The 15601-nt window shown below is 63.0% G+C and carries 16 protein-coding genes and 1 tRNA gene; 9 read left to right on the top strand and 8 right to left on the bottom strand.

Translation table 11 applies throughout. The annotated features are described in order from the left end of the window. Nucleotides 1-67: 67 nt before the first annotated feature. Entirely contained in the window at nt 68-1084 is a 1017-nt protein-coding gene (locus tag IC608_RS11320; protein ID WP_428055113.1) for a sugar ABC transporter substrate-binding protein, read from the bottom strand. Nucleotides 1085-1270: 186 nt separating this feature from the next. On the opposite strand from IC608_RS11320, the gene IC608_RS11325 reads away from it, so the two are divergent. Then, on the top strand, nt 1271-2467 hold the full coding sequence (locus IC608_RS11325; protein WP_191775359.1) for an ROK family transcriptional regulator: 1197 nt from the start codon (nt 1271-1273) through the stop codon (nt 2465-2467). Nucleotides 2468-2482: 15 nt separating this feature from the next. Here the strand turns inward: IC608_RS11325 and IC608_RS11330 are convergent, their stop codons facing one another. Beyond that, entirely contained in the window at nt 2483-2728 is a 246-nt protein-coding gene (locus IC608_RS11330; RefSeq protein WP_191775360.1) for a hypothetical protein, read from the bottom strand. Between the two features lie 138 nt (nt 2729-2866). Here IC608_RS11330 and IC608_RS11335 point away from each other — a divergent pair, with 138 nt between their 5' ends. After that, nucleotides 2867-3460: a hypothetical protein gene (locus IC608_RS11335; RefSeq protein ID WP_191775362.1), complete on the top strand. Its 594-nt coding sequence runs from the start codon at nt 2867-2869 to the stop codon at nt 3458-3460. A gap of 58 nt (nt 3461-3518) precedes the next feature. After that, a complete protein-coding gene (locus tag IC608_RS11340; RefSeq protein ID WP_191775363.1) occupies nt 3519-3845 on the top strand; it encodes a hypothetical protein in 327 nt (108 codons plus the stop codon). A gap of 87 nt (nt 3846-3932) precedes the next feature. On the opposite strand, the gene polA is transcribed toward IC608_RS11340, so the two are convergent. After that, a complete protein-coding gene (gene polA / locus IC608_RS11345; protein ID WP_191775364.1) occupies nt 3933-6851 on the bottom strand; it encodes a DNA polymerase I in 2919 nt (972 codons plus the stop codon). 188 nt (nt 6852-7039) lie between these two features. Between polA and IC608_RS11350 the strand changes: the two genes are divergently transcribed. Then, a complete protein-coding gene (locus IC608_RS11350) occupies nt 7040-7429 on the top strand; it encodes a response regulator (protein WP_210316299.1) in 390 nt (129 codons plus the stop codon). 3 nt (nt 7430-7432) lie between these two features. Here IC608_RS11350 and IC608_RS18595 read toward each other — a convergent pair whose 3' ends face one another. Continuing rightward, entirely contained in the window at nt 7433-7996 is a 564-nt protein-coding gene (locus IC608_RS18595; protein ID WP_191775365.1) for a transglycosylase SLT domain-containing protein, read from the bottom strand. A gap of 330 nt (nt 7997-8326) precedes the next feature. On the opposite strand from IC608_RS18595, the gene IC608_RS11360 reads away from it, so the two are divergent. Both IC608_RS11360 and IC608_RS11365 read left to right on the top strand, forming a co-directional pair. After that, nucleotides 8327-8764, top strand: a complete 438-nt coding sequence (locus IC608_RS11360; RefSeq protein WP_191775366.1) for an FKBP-type peptidyl-prolyl cis-trans isomerase — start codon at nt 8327-8329, stop codon at nt 8762-8764. A 154-nt stretch (nt 8765-8918) separates the two neighbouring features. After that, nucleotides 8919-10709 carry a hypothetical protein gene (locus IC608_RS11365; RefSeq protein WP_191775367.1) on the top strand — a complete coding sequence of 597 codons (1791 nt, stop codon included), beginning with the start codon at nt 8919-8921 and terminating at the stop codon, nt 10707-10709. Here IC608_RS11365 and IC608_RS11370 read toward each other — a convergent pair. The 3 genes from IC608_RS11370 to IC608_RS11380 all read right to left on the bottom strand — a co-directional run bounded on the left by IC608_RS11370 (nt 10684) and on the right by IC608_RS11380 (nt 12188). Continuing rightward, nucleotides 10684-11079: an MmcQ/YjbR family DNA-binding protein gene (locus IC608_RS11370; RefSeq protein ID WP_191775368.1), complete on the bottom strand. Its 396-nt coding sequence runs from the start codon at nt 11077-11079 to the stop codon at nt 10684-10686. The genes IC608_RS11365 and IC608_RS11370 overlap by 26 nt on opposite strands. 71 nt (nt 11080-11150) lie before the next feature. Beyond that, nucleotides 11151-11807, bottom strand: a complete 657-nt coding sequence (gene msrA, locus IC608_RS11375; RefSeq protein WP_191775369.1) for a peptide-methionine (S)-S-oxide reductase MsrA — start codon at nt 11805-11807, stop codon at nt 11151-11153. A 57-nt stretch (nt 11808-11864) separates the two neighbouring features. After that, the gene (locus IC608_RS11380) at nt 11865-12188 is read right to left on the bottom strand and encodes a hypothetical protein (RefSeq protein ID WP_191775370.1); all 324 of its coding nucleotides are present in this window, start codon (nt 12186-12188) and stop codon (nt 11865-11867) included. Nucleotides 12189-12429: 241 nt separating this feature from the next. Here IC608_RS11380 and IC608_RS11385 point away from each other — a divergent pair. Next, nucleotides 12430-12519: transfer RNA gene (locus tag IC608_RS11385), tRNA-Ser, on the top strand. Between the two features lie 290 nt (nt 12520-12809). Here IC608_RS11385 and IC608_RS17950 read toward each other — a convergent pair. Beyond that, complete coding sequence (locus IC608_RS17950; protein ID WP_210316300.1) at nt 12810-13628, bottom strand: hypothetical protein; 819 nt, start codon at nt 13626-13628, stop codon at nt 12810-12812. Between the two features lie 821 nt (nt 13629-14449). Here IC608_RS17950 and IC608_RS11395 point away from each other — a divergent pair. Together IC608_RS11395 and IC608_RS11400 are read left to right on the top strand one after the other, a co-directional pair. After that, a complete protein-coding gene (locus tag IC608_RS11395) occupies nt 14450-14938 on the top strand; it encodes a hypothetical protein (RefSeq protein WP_191775371.1) in 489 nt (162 codons plus the stop codon). Nucleotides 14939-15166: 228 nt separating this feature from the next. Beyond that, nucleotides 15167-15382, top strand: a complete 216-nt coding sequence (locus tag IC608_RS11400; RefSeq protein WP_191775373.1) for a hypothetical protein — start codon at nt 15167-15169, stop codon at nt 15380-15382. The last annotated feature ends 219 nt before the right edge of the window (nt 15383-15601 follow it).

A 15601-nucleotide genomic window follows, 5' to 3' on the forward strand; every position in this document is an offset into this window, starting at 1 on the left:
CCTGCCCCTCAATGCACGTTCGGTGCGGAGCGAACGCGCCGCTCCGCACCGGATCAATAGGAGCCGATCAGCCCCAGCAGAGGTCGGCGCCTTCGGTCGTGTCGATGCTCTCGACGCCGTCCACCGGCTCGTCGGTCACCAGCTTCACCCCGGTGTCGAAGAAGTCCTTGCCTTCGGTGGGCGTGGGCTTGGTGCCGTCATCGGCCCATTGCTTGATCGCCTCCACCCCGAGCGCCGCCATCTGCAGCGGATATTGCTGCGAAGTTGCACCGATGACGCCGTCCTTGACGTTCGCGACACCCGGGCAACCGCCATCGATCGAGACGATGGTCACGTCATTTTCGCGCCCGATGGACTTGAGAGCTTGATAGGCTCCGGCCGCCGAGGGTTCGTTGATGGTATAGACGACGTTGATGGACGGATCCTTGGCGAGCAGGTTTTCCATCGCCTTGCGCCCGCCTTCCTCGTTGCCGGCGGTGACGTCGTGGCCGACGATGCGCGGATCGGTCTCATCCCCCCACTTGTTCGGGTCGGCCACGTCAATGCCGAAGCCGGTCAGGAACCCCTGGTCGCGCAACACGTCCACGCTGGGCTGGCTGACAGCAAGATCGAGCATGGCGATCTTGGCATTCTCGGCCTCGGCGCCCAGCTTGCCGGCGGCCCATTTGCCGATCAGCTCACCGGCAAGGAAATTGTCGGTCGCGAAGGTGGCATCGGCAGCATCGATCGGGTTGAGCGGCGTATCGAGCGCGATGACGAGCAGGCCTGCATCGCGCGCCTTCTGTACCGACTGGACGATGGCCGAAGTATCTGAGGCGGTGATCAGGATACCCTTGGCGCCGTCGGCAATGCAGGTCTCGATGGCGGCAACCTGGGTTTCGTGGTCGCCGTCGATCTTGCCGGCGTAGGACTTGAGATTGACGCCCAGTTCCTTGGCCTTGGCCTCGGCGCCTTCCTTCATTTTGACGAAGAAGGGATTCGTGTCGGTCTTGGTGATGAGGCAGGCAGTCACGGCATCTTGCGCAAAAGTCCCCGTGGACATGGCGGCAAGGCAAAAGGCTGTGCCCAGAAGCAGCTTGTTCAACATCTCTCTCCCTGATGTGGCCCGATCCGGACGGGGCTCCTCCCCCGCAGCCGGACCGACTGGTCGTGTTCGACGAGGGTATGGTGGCGGCTTACGGTTGCGGCGTCAATATATAAATCTATTTTATTTATTTATTCCTGTCCTGACGGCTTCCGCCGCTCATCGTGTCTGACTATGGTGCGCGCCATGGGTACACCGATCATCCGATCGCTCAGTGGGGGCGTGAACCAGTCCGGGGTTCGCGACCACAACGAGCGTCTGCTCTTGACCTTGCTGCAACGCAACGGCCCCACAGCAGGGAGCGATCTGGCGCGCCTGGCGAACCTGTCCCCACAGACGGTGTCGATCATTCTGCGCGAGATGGAGGCGGAAGGCCTTCTGGCGCGCGGGGCACCGGTCAAGGGCAAGGTGGGCAAGCCCTCCGTGCCCATGCACCTGGCGCCCGGTGGCGTCCTTTCGCTCGGCGCCAAGATCGGGCGGCGCAGCGTCGTTCTCGTGCTGACCGATTTTTGCGGCACGGTGCGCCAGCAGCGGCAGATGACCTATGCCTACCCCCTGCCCGGCCCGATTTTCGCGTTTCTCCGCAAGGGGCTCAACGAGATGCTGGCGCAGTGTAGCGCCGAGGAGCGGGGGCGCATCTGCGGGCTGGGCATCGCCACCCCGTTCGAGCTGTGGAAATGGAGCGACCTCGTCGGCGCCCCGGCGGAGCAGTTCGTAGCGTGGCGCGACGTGGACTTTGCGGCCACTATCGGGGCCTTCTCCGACCTGCCCGTCAGCGTCGTCAACGATGCCACGGCCGGCTGCCAGGCCGAGCACATCTACGGCCGGGGCAAGGAATTCCGCGATTACGCCTATTTCTTCATCGGCGCCTTTGTCGGTGGCGGCATCGTGCTCAACCACTCTGTCTATCCGGGCCATCGCGGGAATGCGGGTGCGCTTGGGTCCCTTCGCAGCGTCGGTCCGCAGGGAGAAAGCCAGCAGCTCATCGACACCGCCTCCATTCACCTGCTCGAAACCCGGCTTATCAATGCCGGGCTTGATCCGCAGGTACTCTGGCAGCAGCCGCAGGATTGGTCGAATCTGGGGCGGTTCGTCGATCCCTGGATCGGCCAGACGGCGCAGGAACTAGCCAAGGCCAGCCTCTCGGTCTGCGCCGTCATCGATTTCGAGGCGATCGTCATCGACGGCGCCTTCCCGGCGCCGGTCAAGCACGCGCTGGTGGAGCGGACCCGACGCTACCTCTCCAACCAGGACATGCGCGGGCTCATCGCCCCCCAGGTGGAAGCGGGTGCGGTGGGTGGCAATGCGCGCGCCATCGGCGCCGCGGCCAGTCCGCTGTTCGATCGCTATTTCCTCAACGGCAATCTGCGGCTGGCGAGCTAACGCCCGCTAGGCGCCCTAGTGGTCGATCTGATCTTCGTCGACCCGGCGCTTATGATGTTCGCCCTCCTGATGAGCGCCGCGCTTGATCGAGCGGTCGCCGGTGGAGTTGTCGTACATCTTGCGCGGTGGTGTGGTGTGTTCCCGCGCTTCGGTGATCGACTCCTCGTGCGGATCGACCGGCGCGCCTTTGGTCTCGACGCGCTTCTGCAAGATCGCCTGCTGCTGTTCGTGGGTACGCGGACCCTGACGGTGCTGGGCCATCGATCTCTCCATGTCTGGTGAACTTCAATGAACGATCTCGCGATCGCTCAGTTCCCGATTGTGATCGGGATGCAGAAGCGCAACCGCAGAGCAGTTGCGCCATTAGCGGGCCGGGGGGTACTGGAAAGGAAAAGGTCCATGACCCAGGCCCACTCGCCCAGCCGGCTGGCTTCTGTTGATTCGAACTTCAGCGGTGCGTCCGCCAGCCCGGAAGCACCTCAGGCCTGCCAGGCCGTGGGCAACCGGCAGAGCCAGGACAACGACACCTCCTGCGCGGCCGAGACCAGTGAGCTCGATCACCTGCGGCAGGAAATCCGGGCCGAGATCAACCTCCTCAACAACAGGCTCAACGCACTGATTTCCTCGCAGGCTTTTCTGGTGATTGCCTACGGCACCTCCCTCAGCGCCGGCTATGGGGATTGGGGCGGCCTCTTCACGCTGCTCTTCCCGCCGCTCCTGGCCGTGCTTGGTTTCGTGCTGGCACTCGAGGCGCGGCCAGGCATTCTGGCGACCCATGAAGCCATCGGCCACTGGCGGCGGCGGGAAAATGCCCTCATCGAGCACTGCCCGGCCCTCCGGCCCTTCACCCTCGCCACCGACGAGGAGAGCCGGCGCCGCATGGAGTTGCGCCAGCACGCGGGCGGGCTCTTTTCCCAGCGTGCGCCGCTCATCTTCCTCATCACCTGGGTGATCTTCCTCGCGCTGCCCTTCGCGTTGCGTCTCTGGGGCTGACGGAAAGCGTTTTGTTCCTTCTTTGTTCTTGTACAGTCTCCGCGACGGAGACTGATTCATGCCCTCACCCTATCGTGGAGAGATGCCCTATCCGGGCAAAGAATGGACGCTGCGGCACGCGGCCGAGGACGGGCAGATCGTCATCTGCAAATGCAATCTCTGCAAGCGCGAGGTCCGCTACCTCGCCGCCGATCTCCTGCCCTTCCTCCACCCCGACCGCGACGCCCTCGAGCCGCCCTTCGCCTGCTCCCGCTGCGGAAACGCCAACTGGGTCCGCGTGACGCTGACCTACCCCACGTCGTGGGATTTTGGCGTCATGGTCATCCGAAGGCCGGGCGCGGTGAAGCAGGTGCAGACGTGGAAGTGGGTGAAGCTGGGTGAGTAAGACGCAGAGGGATACTCTTCGTTTCGGTGGATACCCACCCCAGACGCCCCGGAGCGGTCGGCTCTACTGTCTTTGCGGCCACAGTTCCTAATGCGCCTCATCCCAATTCCGCGCCGCATGCGCGTCCACCTGGATCGGCACTGACAACCGCACCGCCGGCTCCGCCGCGGTTTCCATAACCCGCTTGATCACCGGGATCGCCTGATCCTCCGTGCCCTCGGGCACTTCAAAGATCAGTTCGTCGTGCACCTGGAGCAGCATGTCGGCTTCGACGCCGGCCTTCTTGAGTTCGCCCTCCATGCGGATCATGGCGCGCCGGATGATGTCGGCGGCGGTGCCCTGGATGGGGGCGTTGATGGACGCTCGTTCCACGAAGGCGCGTTCGGACGGGTTGCCCGAATTGGCGTTGGGGAACTGGATTTTCCGCCCGAACAAGGTCGTGACGAACCCGTCCACCTTCACCCGCGCGCGCTGGCTGTCCATGTAGTCCTTGATGCCCGGGAAGCGTTCGAAATAGGTCTTGATGTATTCGCCCGCCACCGAGCGCTCGATGCCGAGCTGGTTAGAGAGGCCGAACGCGGAAATGCCGTAGATGATGCCGAAATTGATGGCCTTGGCGCGCCGGCGCACCTCGGACGGCATGCCCTCCACCGGCACACCAAACATTTCCGAGGCCGTCATGGCGTGAATGTCGAGCCCCTCCTCGAACGCATCCTTGAGTGCCTGGATGTCGGCGATATGTGCGAGCACCCGCAGCTCGATCTGGGAATAGTCCGCCGAGACAAGCACCTTTCCCTGCGGCGCCACGAAAGCGGAGCGGATCTTGCGCCCGTCCTCTGTGCGCACCGGAATGTTCTGCAGATTAGGATCGTTGGAGGAGAGCCGCCCTGTAAGCACGCTGGCCTGCGAATAGGAGGTGTGCACGCGCCCGGTTTCGGGGTGGATATAGCCGGGCAGCGCATCGGTATAGGTGCCCATGAGCTTGGTGAGCTGCCGCCAGTCGACGATGGTGCGCGCCAGCGGCACGCCCTTGGCCGCCAGATCCTCCAGCACATCGGCACCGGTCGCCCAGGCGCCGGTCTTGGTCTTCGTGCCGCCCTCCAGGCCCATCTTGCCGAAGAGGATTTCACCCAGCTGCTTGGGCGAGCCCAGGTTGAACTTTTCCCCCGCCAGCTCGTGCGCCTCCGCCTCGAAGGCCGCGGCGCGCTGCGCGAAATCGCCCGATAGCCGCGCCAGGATCTGCCGGTCTACGGTGATGCCACGCGTTTCCATGCGCGCCAGCACCGGGGCCAGTGGCCGCTCCAGTGTCTCGTAGAGCGCCGTGGCGTTCTCGGCCGCCAGTCGCGGTTTCAGCACATGCCAGAGCCGCAGCGTCACATCGACGTCCTCGGCGGCATAGCGCGCGGCCGGGGCAATCTCGAGCTGGTCAAAAGTCTTGCGCGCCTTGCCGGTCCCCGCCAGCTCACCGAAGGTGATGGTCTTGTGGTCCAGCCAGTGGTTGGCGAGGATATCGAGCCCGTTATATTGCGGGCCGTCCAGCGCGTAGGAAATCAGCATGGTGTCATCGATCGGCGCCATGGTGATGCCGTGGCGCACGAACACTTCCATGTCGTATTTGACGTTCTGCCCGATCTTGAGGATGGACGGGTCCTCAAGCACAGGCTTTAGCGCCGCCAGTACGTCGCGCGCCGGCAACTGGCCGTCCACCAGCCCGCCGCCTTCGAGCAGGTCGCCCGCCTTGCTGTGTCCGATAGGGATGTAGCAACCCTCGCCGATGGCGGTGGAGAGGCAGACGCCCACCAGTTCGGCCTGCTGCGCGTCCAGACTCGTGGTTTCGGTGTCGATGGCGAAATGACCGCGATCGACGATCCTGGCGATGCACGCCGCAAGTTGCTCGGGCGTGGAGATGATCTCGTAGGCATCATAATTGACCGGGATGGCCTTGATGCGCGCGTGCTCCTCGGCAGCAAAGCGCGCCGGACCGGTGCCCGGCACCACATTGGCGGCGAGCTTGGCCTTGGCCACGGAAAGATCGGCTGATTTCTTGGGCGCGCCGATATCCCTGGTGCCGCCGGCCCTCAATTCCGGATCGGGCTCGAACAGGTCCGGGTCGGCCTCGAGCAGATTGCCCAGGCGCTTGGTAATGGTGGCAAATTCCATCGCCTTGAGGAACGGGAACAGCGTCGAGGGATCGATCGGCTGGCGCAGGAGCCCGTCGAGGTCGATGTCGACCGGCACCTTGCGCTCCAGCGTCACCAATTGCTTGGAAATGCGCGCCAGTTCGGCATTGTCGATCAGCTTCTGCCGTCGGGCCGGCTGCTTGATCTCCTCGGCGCGCGACAGCAGCGTCTCAAGATCGCCATAGGTGTTGATCAGTTCCGCCGCGGTCTTCACCCCGATGCCCGGCACCCCAGGAACGTTGTCGACGCTGTCGCCACAAAGGGCTTGCACGTCGATCACCTTGTCTGGCGTCACGCCGAACTTGGTCAGCACCTCGTTCGGGCCGATCCAGCGCAGCGGCGGTTGACCGGGGCGCGGAATGGTGTCGAGCAGGCGGATGGAGCCATCGGGCTCGACGAGTTGCATCAGGTCCTTGTCAGAGGAGGCGATGGTGACTTTCCAGCCGGCGTCGCGCGCCATGCAGGCGTAGGTCGCCATGATGTCATCGGCTTCCCAGCCCTCCATTTCGATGGCGGGGATGGAAAAGGCGCGGGTGGCCGAGCGGGTCAGCGGAAACTGCGGCACCAGCTCTTCGGGCGCCGGTGGCCGGTGCGCCTTGTATTCGGAGTAGATGGTGTCGCGAAACGTCTTGCCCGAATGGTCGAAGATCACCGCCATATGCGTGGGCGGTTCCCCCTCGTCCATGTCGGTGGTGAGTTTGTAGAGCATGTTGCAGAACCCCTGCACACAGCCCACCGGCAGCCCGTCGGACTTGCGGTTGAGGGGCGGCAGGGCGTGGAAGGCGCGGAAGATGTAGCCCGAGCCATCGACGAGCAAGAGATGCATGAAGACGATTCCCATTCTTGGCGTTGCGGCGACCTTATCGCCTCAATCGCCGTTGTGGCACTCCCTTTTGCCCCATGGTGTCAGCAGGGCCGATTAGGGCTAGACCCAAGTCCGCGACTTTCCTAAGCTAGGAAATACGTGGCGGGGCAAATCACGAACCGGCCGGGTGCGGCCGAAAGGTCAGGACCGTGAGTTCACAAGCGTCCGCGGCGGGCGCTGCCACCATTCTGGTGGTGGACGACGACGCGCTCATCACGCTCAACACCGTCGATATCGTCACCGATCTCGGTCATGTGGCGCTCGAGGCCTTTTCCGCCCGCGAGGCGCTGGATGTCCTGGCCGCGCACCCGGAGGTATCGCTCATCATCACCGATTACGGCATGCCCGGCATGAGCGGCGCGGACCTGGCCAAAGCGGCCAGGCAACAGCGCCCTGGCCTGCCGGTGCTTCTCGCGACAGGCTATGCCGATCTGCCCGACAATAGCGGCGAGATCGACCTGCCGAGGCTGGAAAAGCCTTATCGCCAGGAAGATCTGGCGCAGCGGATTGATGAAATCCTGGGCCTTCCGGCGCGCTGAGCCTCAGCGCAACCCGCTCTTGTCGAGAAGCCCCTGCCGCTTGGCATCGTAATAATATCCGCGCGCGTAGAACTGCACTGCGCGGTCGTCATTACCGCCTGCAGTCACATAGGCGCCGGCAAGGTAGCGCACGGCGTAGCGGAGATTGGTTTCGGGATCCAGCAACCCCGAGGGCGCACCGGTGTAACCCTGCCCGCGGGCGGTGGCGGCGCTGATCTGCATCAGGCCATAATAGGGGCCGTTGCGGGCTGCAGAGTTGTACTTGCTTTCGCGCACGATCACGCGGTGCACGAGGTGCTCGGGAACTTTGTAGGCCGCCGCGTAATGCGCCACCAGACCATCGATCGAACCATGCGCGCTGTTGGCATAGGCCAGCTGCGTGGGGGCCGAGGGAATGGCTCGCGCGTCCGGCATGGCGCCGGGAGTGGCTGTAACGGGCGCGAAGGACGCCAGGGCAGCCGAGGCGGTCCCGCCGGACAGCGGCTTGATCCCGGACATGGAACAGCCCGAAACTGCAACGGCGAGCCCCGCGGCAGCAGTGACAATGGCAAAAGCCCGGGCGCGCATGCGCTTCTCCTTGACCGAGTGCTCCTGTGCCCCTGAGCGGCCGAATACTTGTCAATCGCGGCCTCTTGATGGCAAAAATGCGACAGGCTCGCAAGGAGCGAGCATTGTGATCGGCAATAACTTCCGGAAACTCAAGGGTTTGAGCCGGTCGGGTTTACATTCCGGATCCCTCCCCTACACTATAGCTCTCTCGCCGCCATGGGTCGCCGGCATGCCAGCGTGCATCCCGGCTTCGCTCCTGCGCCCGTCGAGCCACCGGCTCGAGCTCTCATGGCGAATTGCAAAGGCCCCGCCTTGGGGCCGCAGATACATCCCCTGAAAGGACCTGCCATGACCAAGGCCACCACCGGCGATATCGTCCGCATCAACTATTCCGGCCGTCTCACCGACGGCACCCAGTTCGACAGCTCCGAGGGCCGCGCCCCGCTCGAGTTTACCCTCGGTCAGGGTCAGGTGATCAAGGGTCTCGAGGAGCATGTCGAAGGCATGGAAACCGGCGAGAAGAGCACCGTCACCATTCCCGCCGCCTCTGCCTACGGCCCGCGCCGCGATGAGGCCATCCAGCGCCTCGATCGCGAAAAGGTCCCTGCGGGTATCGACCTCAAGGTCGGCACGCAACTCCAGGCGCGCACGGCCGATGGGGGGATGCTGCCCATCACCGTGGTGGACATGGATGACCAGACAGTGACCGTCGACGCCAACCATCCGCTGGCCGGGCAGGATCTGGTCTTTGACGTTGAAGTGGTCGACGTCGTCAAGGCAGCCTGAACCCCCAGGCCCAACACTCTCAAGTTCGGCCCATCCGCGCCGCGGGTGGGCCTTTTCTTTGTCAGCGTCTCAGCGCGAACCAGTAGAAGGCGCCCTCTACCGCTCCTTAACCGCAAGGCGTCATGGTGGCGGCACGTTCGTTCGGAGCCGCTGCGTGTCCTTGTCGCCTGCCCGTCCCCCGCGTCTTGACTGGCGCTGGTTCATCGCCATCTGGGCCATTGCCATCGCGACCCTTGTCGTGCGCAGCATGGTCGGACGCGGCGATGCACCCTTTTTCGGCGATACCGATGACGCCATGCGCATGGTGGTGGTACGCGACTTTCTTGCCGGACAGCCCTGGTATGATCTGGTGCAGCATCGGCTCAACACGCCGTTCGGCGCCGAAATTCACTGGTCGCGACTGGTCGACGTGCCACTTGCGGTTCTGGTCGGTGGCTTCGGCCTTGTGCTCGATCCGACTAGCGCCATGGTCGCTGCAGGAACGGTGTGGCCTCTTGTGCTCCTCGGCGTGCTGCTCTGGCTAAGCGCAAAGATCGCCCTTGAGCTCGTCGGGTCTGAGGGCCTGCTTCCGGCCCTGGTGCTGCCGGTTTTGAGCCCGGCGATCCTCACCGAATTCACGCCCGGCAGGGTCGATCACCATAGCGTGGTGATCCTTCTCACGGTCATGGCGCTCTGGCTGAGCCTGGTCGCCCTGCGGCGCCCGAAGCTGGGTTGGGCCGCCGGATTGATCTGTGCGACCACTCTCGCTATCGCCGTCGAGGCCATCCCCATGGCTCTGGCCGCCATTCTCGCCTTTGGCCTCGCCTATGTCGCGGATCGAAACCGTGCCGGGGCCATGCGGAGGTTCGGCCTGGCCTTCGGCGGAGGTCTCGCTCTGCATCTAGCACTCATCCGCCCGCCAGCGCGCTGGCTGGAGGCGGCTTGCGATATGATCTCGCCGGTTTATGTGCTGGCGGGGCTTCTGGTGGCAGCGGCCTTTACCATCGTCTCATGGCTGCCCGCGCCACGCCCCTGGCAGCGCTTTAGCCTTCTTGCCGTCTTCGGCGGCCTCGCTGCGGGACTCGTCGTCATTGTCTACCCCCAATGTCTCGGCGGGCCTTACGCGGCCGTGGACCCGTGGCTGCAGACCTATTGGCTCGGAGCCATTGTGGAAGCGAAACCCTGGCACCGGTCGCTGGTCGATCTGCCGCCCTACACGATCGCCGTCAGCCTGCCGGTCATGCTTGCTCTTGCCGTGGGGGCCCTAGCGTTTCGGCGCGAGCCGGAAAAGCGATTGGGGTGGATGGTACTCTTGGTTTTTCTCCTCTGCGCCACGGCTGTCATGCTGGCGCAAGTGCGCGGCGCGCGGCTGGCCTTCATGCCAGCTGTCCCCGCCGCCTGCTGGCTGATTGTGACCGTGCGCACCCATTACCTCCGCCGGGGCCGCGTCCTTGATGCCCTCGGCCTTGTGGGGAGCTGGCTGGCGTTTTCCGGCGTGGTGCTGGCGGTCATCGCCACACTGGTGGTCAATCTGCTTCCCGGACAACAACACAGCACCCTGACCGCTGCGGACACAGGGCTGACCAAAGAGAGTTGTCTGACCCCCGCTGCGTTCGCGGATCTCAAGGGCCTCCCGCCCGCCCGTATCATGACCCCCATCGACTTGGGATCGCACATGCTGCTTGAAACACACCATGAGGTGGTGGCGGCGCCTTATCATCGGAACCAGCAGGGCGTGCTCGACGCGTTCAGGTTCTTCAACGGCCCGGAGGCCGCAGCCCACAAGGTTGCCCGCGAGCGTGGGCTCAGCCTCCTTGTCACCTGCCCGGCCATGCCGGAAATGCGCGGCGTCGGCGGCCCGCCCCCGGACGCGATCGTGACGCTGCTCGCTCAAGACCGCCCGCCAAGCTGGCTCCAACCGGTTACCGCTCCCGGCCCCCTTAAGGTCTACGCGATCGCGCCGTGACCTCGGCCAGTCCGAGTTCGAGCTTAAGCCGCCGCGACAGACGGCTCGCCACCAGACGATGCGCTTCGCGCAGATAGGCCTCGAGTTCTTCCTCACGCAGCGGGCTTTGCGCTGAAACCGCGACCCAGCGGGCGCGGGCGAAATAGGGGGCCGGGCGGATGCCCGGGAGCTCAGTCAGAAGGTCGAATGACAGGTCCGAGGCCTTGAACCAGACCTCGCCCGGATCGCGATCGAGCAGGCAGAAAATCTTTCCTCCCACTTTGGCCACGGAGTCGTCGCGCCACTGCCGGACGAGGGTGGCCCCCGGCAGTGAGAGGACGAACGCTTCAAATGCCGGCCTGTGCCTCAAGGCCAAGAAGGTGTCAGCCAATAGGGCTCGTCCGCTCAAGCAACGGCGCTGCGGGCTCACCGCAGCGCCTTGATGACGGTCCCTTGCGCAGATTATTCGGCGGCAACGCCAACGCCGACTGGGCAACTCACGCCGGTCCCGTTGAGACCGCAATAGCCATTGGGGTTCTTGGCCAGATACTGCTGGTGGTAGGTCTCGGCGTAGTAGTAGGGGCCCGCCGCGGTAATCTCCGTGGTGATCGGTCCGAGCCCGCGCGCCTTTAGCGCCGCCTCATAGGCATCACGGCTGTTCTCTGCAATCTCGGCCTGTTGCTGCGTCGTCGTATAGATTGCGGACCGGTACTGCGTGCCGACGTCGTTGCCCTGCCGCATGCCTTGCGTCGGGTCGTGCTCCTCCCAGAACGTCTTGAGCAGCGTCTCGAGGCTCACCTTCGCAGGATCATAGACCACCTTGACGATTTCGGTGTGTCCGGTGCGGCCGGAGCAGACCTCCTCGTAGGTCGGGTTCGGTGTATGCCCGCCCTGATACCCCACGGACGTCACGACAACGCCCGGGATCTTCCAGAACAGGCGCTCGGCGCCCCAGAAGCAGCCAAGCCCGAAATAGATGGTTTCTGACCCTTCCGGATATGGTCCTTTCAGCGGTTGGCCGCCGACGAAGTGGTTCTCGGCCACCGGCATTTCCTCCTGCCGCCCGGGGAGTGCTTCGGCCGCAGTGGGAATGGTGGTGGGTTTGGAGCTGAAGAACATGATCTTCTCCTTTCATCCTCAATTCGCGGGGCCGCGCCGGATGGTTACACTAGCAGACTAGATCTGCTCTTGCCGCAGGAAGCGTATGCGCCGCGGCCGCCGCCCGGCCAGCGCCAGGATGATCCCGGGCAGGCCGAGGACGGCGAAAGCCGGATAGGTCAGGATCGCATTCAGAGCCTGGTCCAGAAGCGCCGCAAAGAAGCGGCTGCTCAAAAATCCGCGCACCGTATCGAGGCTGGCAGCGTTCACCTGCATCCAGACGTCCGCCAGGCTGGTAAACTCCACCATATTGGCGGCCAAGGACTTGGTGCCGTCGACGACCAGCATGATGACGGCCATCGCGATCAGCCAAGTGCCGACAATTCTCAAGACAAGCCGCATCAATCGTTCCTGTGTCGCACGGGGAAAAGCGGCATCGCCCGATCCGTTCCCCATCCTCGCGATCTTGACGCATTTTCGCACGCCCTGCCCCTCCTCCTCAAGGGCGACGGACGAGACGGAAAACAATCGCGCAAACCTGCCGACGCGCACTTGCGCCACAAAAGTTCATGGGTATATTGCGCCTCGCTCGCTCCGGCCCTTCGCGGCTGGTCACACTGGCTTCCACCAGGTACGGCGATGCGGAGAGATGGCCGAGTGGTCGAAGGCGCACGCCTGGAAAGTGTGTAGGCGGGGAACCGTCTCGAGGGTTCGAATCCCTCTCTCTCCGCCAGCACCCCAGTAGAACAGTTCTTGGAGCCGGTCCGCACCCTGCTCAGGCCCGCGGAATGCTGGAGTTTTGCTAGTTAACTTTGAAGTGCCCTACGTCTGTAAACGGTCCTTTTCTCAAGCGCGGGCGTGTTCTCTAGGGCTCTGAAGTGGATGCGGTCACTTCAATGCGAGAAATAGGCACATTGTATCATCGCCATTTTGAGACAGCGTTGCGTCCCACTCTGGATGTGCAAGAAGGCACTGTCAGTTCCCGGAGGCTACATTTGATCGTTCAGCATAGGCGGGGATCACCTATTGATCGACTCCGCGAACCAGCATCAACAGCCTTTGGAAGTCGGCGTTGTCGCTATCGCCTTTCCAGAAGTTGATGAATTGGCAGACCACTTGAAGATTGCCGACCTCGTAGTGCCCTGCACTGTCGATGCGATCGAGCGAGGGCAAGAGGTTCTTATCGGCCTCGGGGCCGAGAAACTGGAAGGGGATGCCGGTCAGGGCGCAACGGTTGTCCTGAAGATCGAGCAGGGAAGCGATCAGCTTTTCCAACTCACCCGACGTCATACGCAATTCTTTGTTCTTCAGAACGCGTTGAACGATCTGCCCGTTTGCGTTCTTGACGGTGTTCTCGACCGAGAGGCGCATGGCGATGATGGATTTCTCACGCCCGCTAAGGATGCGGCCTTCGTCCTTGCTACCCGGCGCCCTCCTGATTGAGCCTTCCGCCTCCAGCTTCAGCAGCGTCGCGAAAATCCAGCAGAACGAATGCGCATCGACCAGACGGACATTCTTAAGGCCAGTCGTCGCCTCGATCATCGGGCGCAACGCGACAAGCGTTTGGTTGTAGGTCGAATAGTTCTCCCAGTTGCATTGGCGCAGAGTTGAGAAGTCGATGCCAAGCGCCCGGAAGGCAAGGTCGAAGCCGGTCGGCTGGATCGGCATAAACCGATCCATGTCCTTCAGAAAATAAAGGTACGCCAGGAGCGGGTACTTGCCGCCTGTCAACTCGCCGAGCCGGCCAAACGTCGCACCCTCATCGGCCCCACCGCTGAAAAGGCCGAACAGCAGGGCCTCAAGTTCGCGACGCAGCTTTGGGTCCGATGTCGCCTCCAGCAAGGTGCGATGATCGCGGTTGGCGTGCCCGTAGCGGTTCTGCCAGAAGACTAGGTTGTTCGTCAGGTTGGTCCGGCTGTCCTGAATCTCGATTGCTTCGATCGTGCCGTTCAGGATCGTGCCCGAGCCGATATGGTCTTCCGACCATTCGCTGGCGCGAAGCAGGCCGAGCGCATGGTCGCGCAGGCGCGGCTTATAGCTTTCCCAGACGGCGGCAAGCCTTTCCTGAAAGCCCGTGAAGGCATGGCCGGACTTGGCGGTAAGGATCCTACCCGAGTTGAATTTCCCCGATTGCTGGTGCGATCATGTCGCATTTGCGTCCACAATGCGACCATTTCTCTAGTAGTTTGATGAAGGTACGAGTGCTTTATTCACAATTTACTATTTCTCTTTATCCTTCTGTCTCCGATAGTGCGTCGCTTTTTATTATGGGTTAGGAGTGGGTTATTCTTTTTTCTGCTTTGACCGCACGTTTTTCGTGACCTGGCACCCGCGGGCGAGGCCGCCTTCAGAGGCCAACGGCTGGGTCGGGAGGGCTGTACGCAGGTTTCGACTTTGCTTTTGCCCCCCGTGCGGCACCGGCAACCTGAGCAGGAGCGCTGCAGCCGGCCCCTTGCCGCTGCTAAGAAGCTCGATTTTCCGCCAAAGAGTGGACGGCAAATTGTGCTGACATACTGCGTTCTTCGTCAGGACGAAACGCATTCGCCCAGTCACAAGTCGCTGAGGTGGCAGGAACCATGGTGGAAGCGGTCGATTGCCTCTTGGTCACCGTGCCCCGAAACGTCGGCGCGCTGGCATAGCAACCGACACAGAAAGGAGTACCAATGAAGTCCATCGCACTTGCAGCACTCGTGGCCGGAGCTTTGGCCATTCCCGCCGGTCCCTTGCTTGCTCAGGAAGCAACGACAGAGCAGAACGGCCAGACGATGACTTGGCAAAACCCCGAGCGTATTGCCGACATCCAGGACGAGAGCGAGCGGATCAGGGCATACTCAGTGCTTGTGGGCCAGTCGGTATACGACCAGATGCTGAAAGCCGGAGAGACGACTAATTCTGGCGGTTCGTCTGTGCAGGAAATCAACATCGTTGTGGTCACTGAGGCACTGACACCGGAGGATGTCAGCCAAATCGAACAGGCTGCAGAGTCGAACAAGGCCAACATCCAGTCTTTGCAGGACAACCTTGAGCTCCAACCAGACGTGAAGGAAAAGCTGGACGAGGCTGGTGTGTTGCCCGCCGATGTCGTGGGAGCACAATTGAGCCAAGGCGGCGTGCTGGACCTGTTCGTTATTCCGGACTGGCTTTCGAAGTAATCACCCACAACGGCGGCCGCTGCAGCATGGCGGCCGCTGCTGCCTGATCAAGGCTGAGAGTGTGTCGCCCTTGGCTCCAGAGCACCCGCTCATATTATTTCATGTGCAAAGTTGCGCAGCGCTCCTTGTGTTAGCCCATAACGGGGGAACGGAGAGGCGCTATCCTGAACAGCTTTGGACCTTTGGCCGGCCATATGCTGCAGCACATCGCGCTGAGTCGGATGGCCGGTGCTTGCCCCCTGCGTGATCCTGATGGGGCTCGTCCTTCTGGAACTGGTCAAACCGCGCCCGGTCTTCCGCGGCATGACGGGCGCGTCGCCGGGGCCGGAACAGTGGCCCTTCTTGCTGAGCATCACGCGGCTGCTCGCGGTAATCTCTGTGCTCGCGATGATCTACTTCTCCATTGCGGCGATCCTCCTGCCGGCCTGCGGGCAACTGCGGTGATGAGGCGTGATGGTGCCGACCGAAAGCCCCGCATCAAGTCTCCAGGAAGGGCCGATACGTATCAAAGATGCGGCGCCTCATCCTCGGCAATTGGGCAGCTGGACACCCGCAAAAACTGGGTCAATGAGAGCGGCGGCGGCATGATGCCAGTGTGGGATCAGTGCTTTCGGCAAGTTTGGCGCTTCTGCTGCGGGCTGCTGCGCCAGGATCAGGCGCTTT

The sequence above is a fragment of the Devosia oryzisoli genome (assembly GCF_014837245.1).
GTDB lineage: Bacteria > Pseudomonadota > Alphaproteobacteria > Rhizobiales > Devosiaceae > Devosia > Devosia oryzisoli.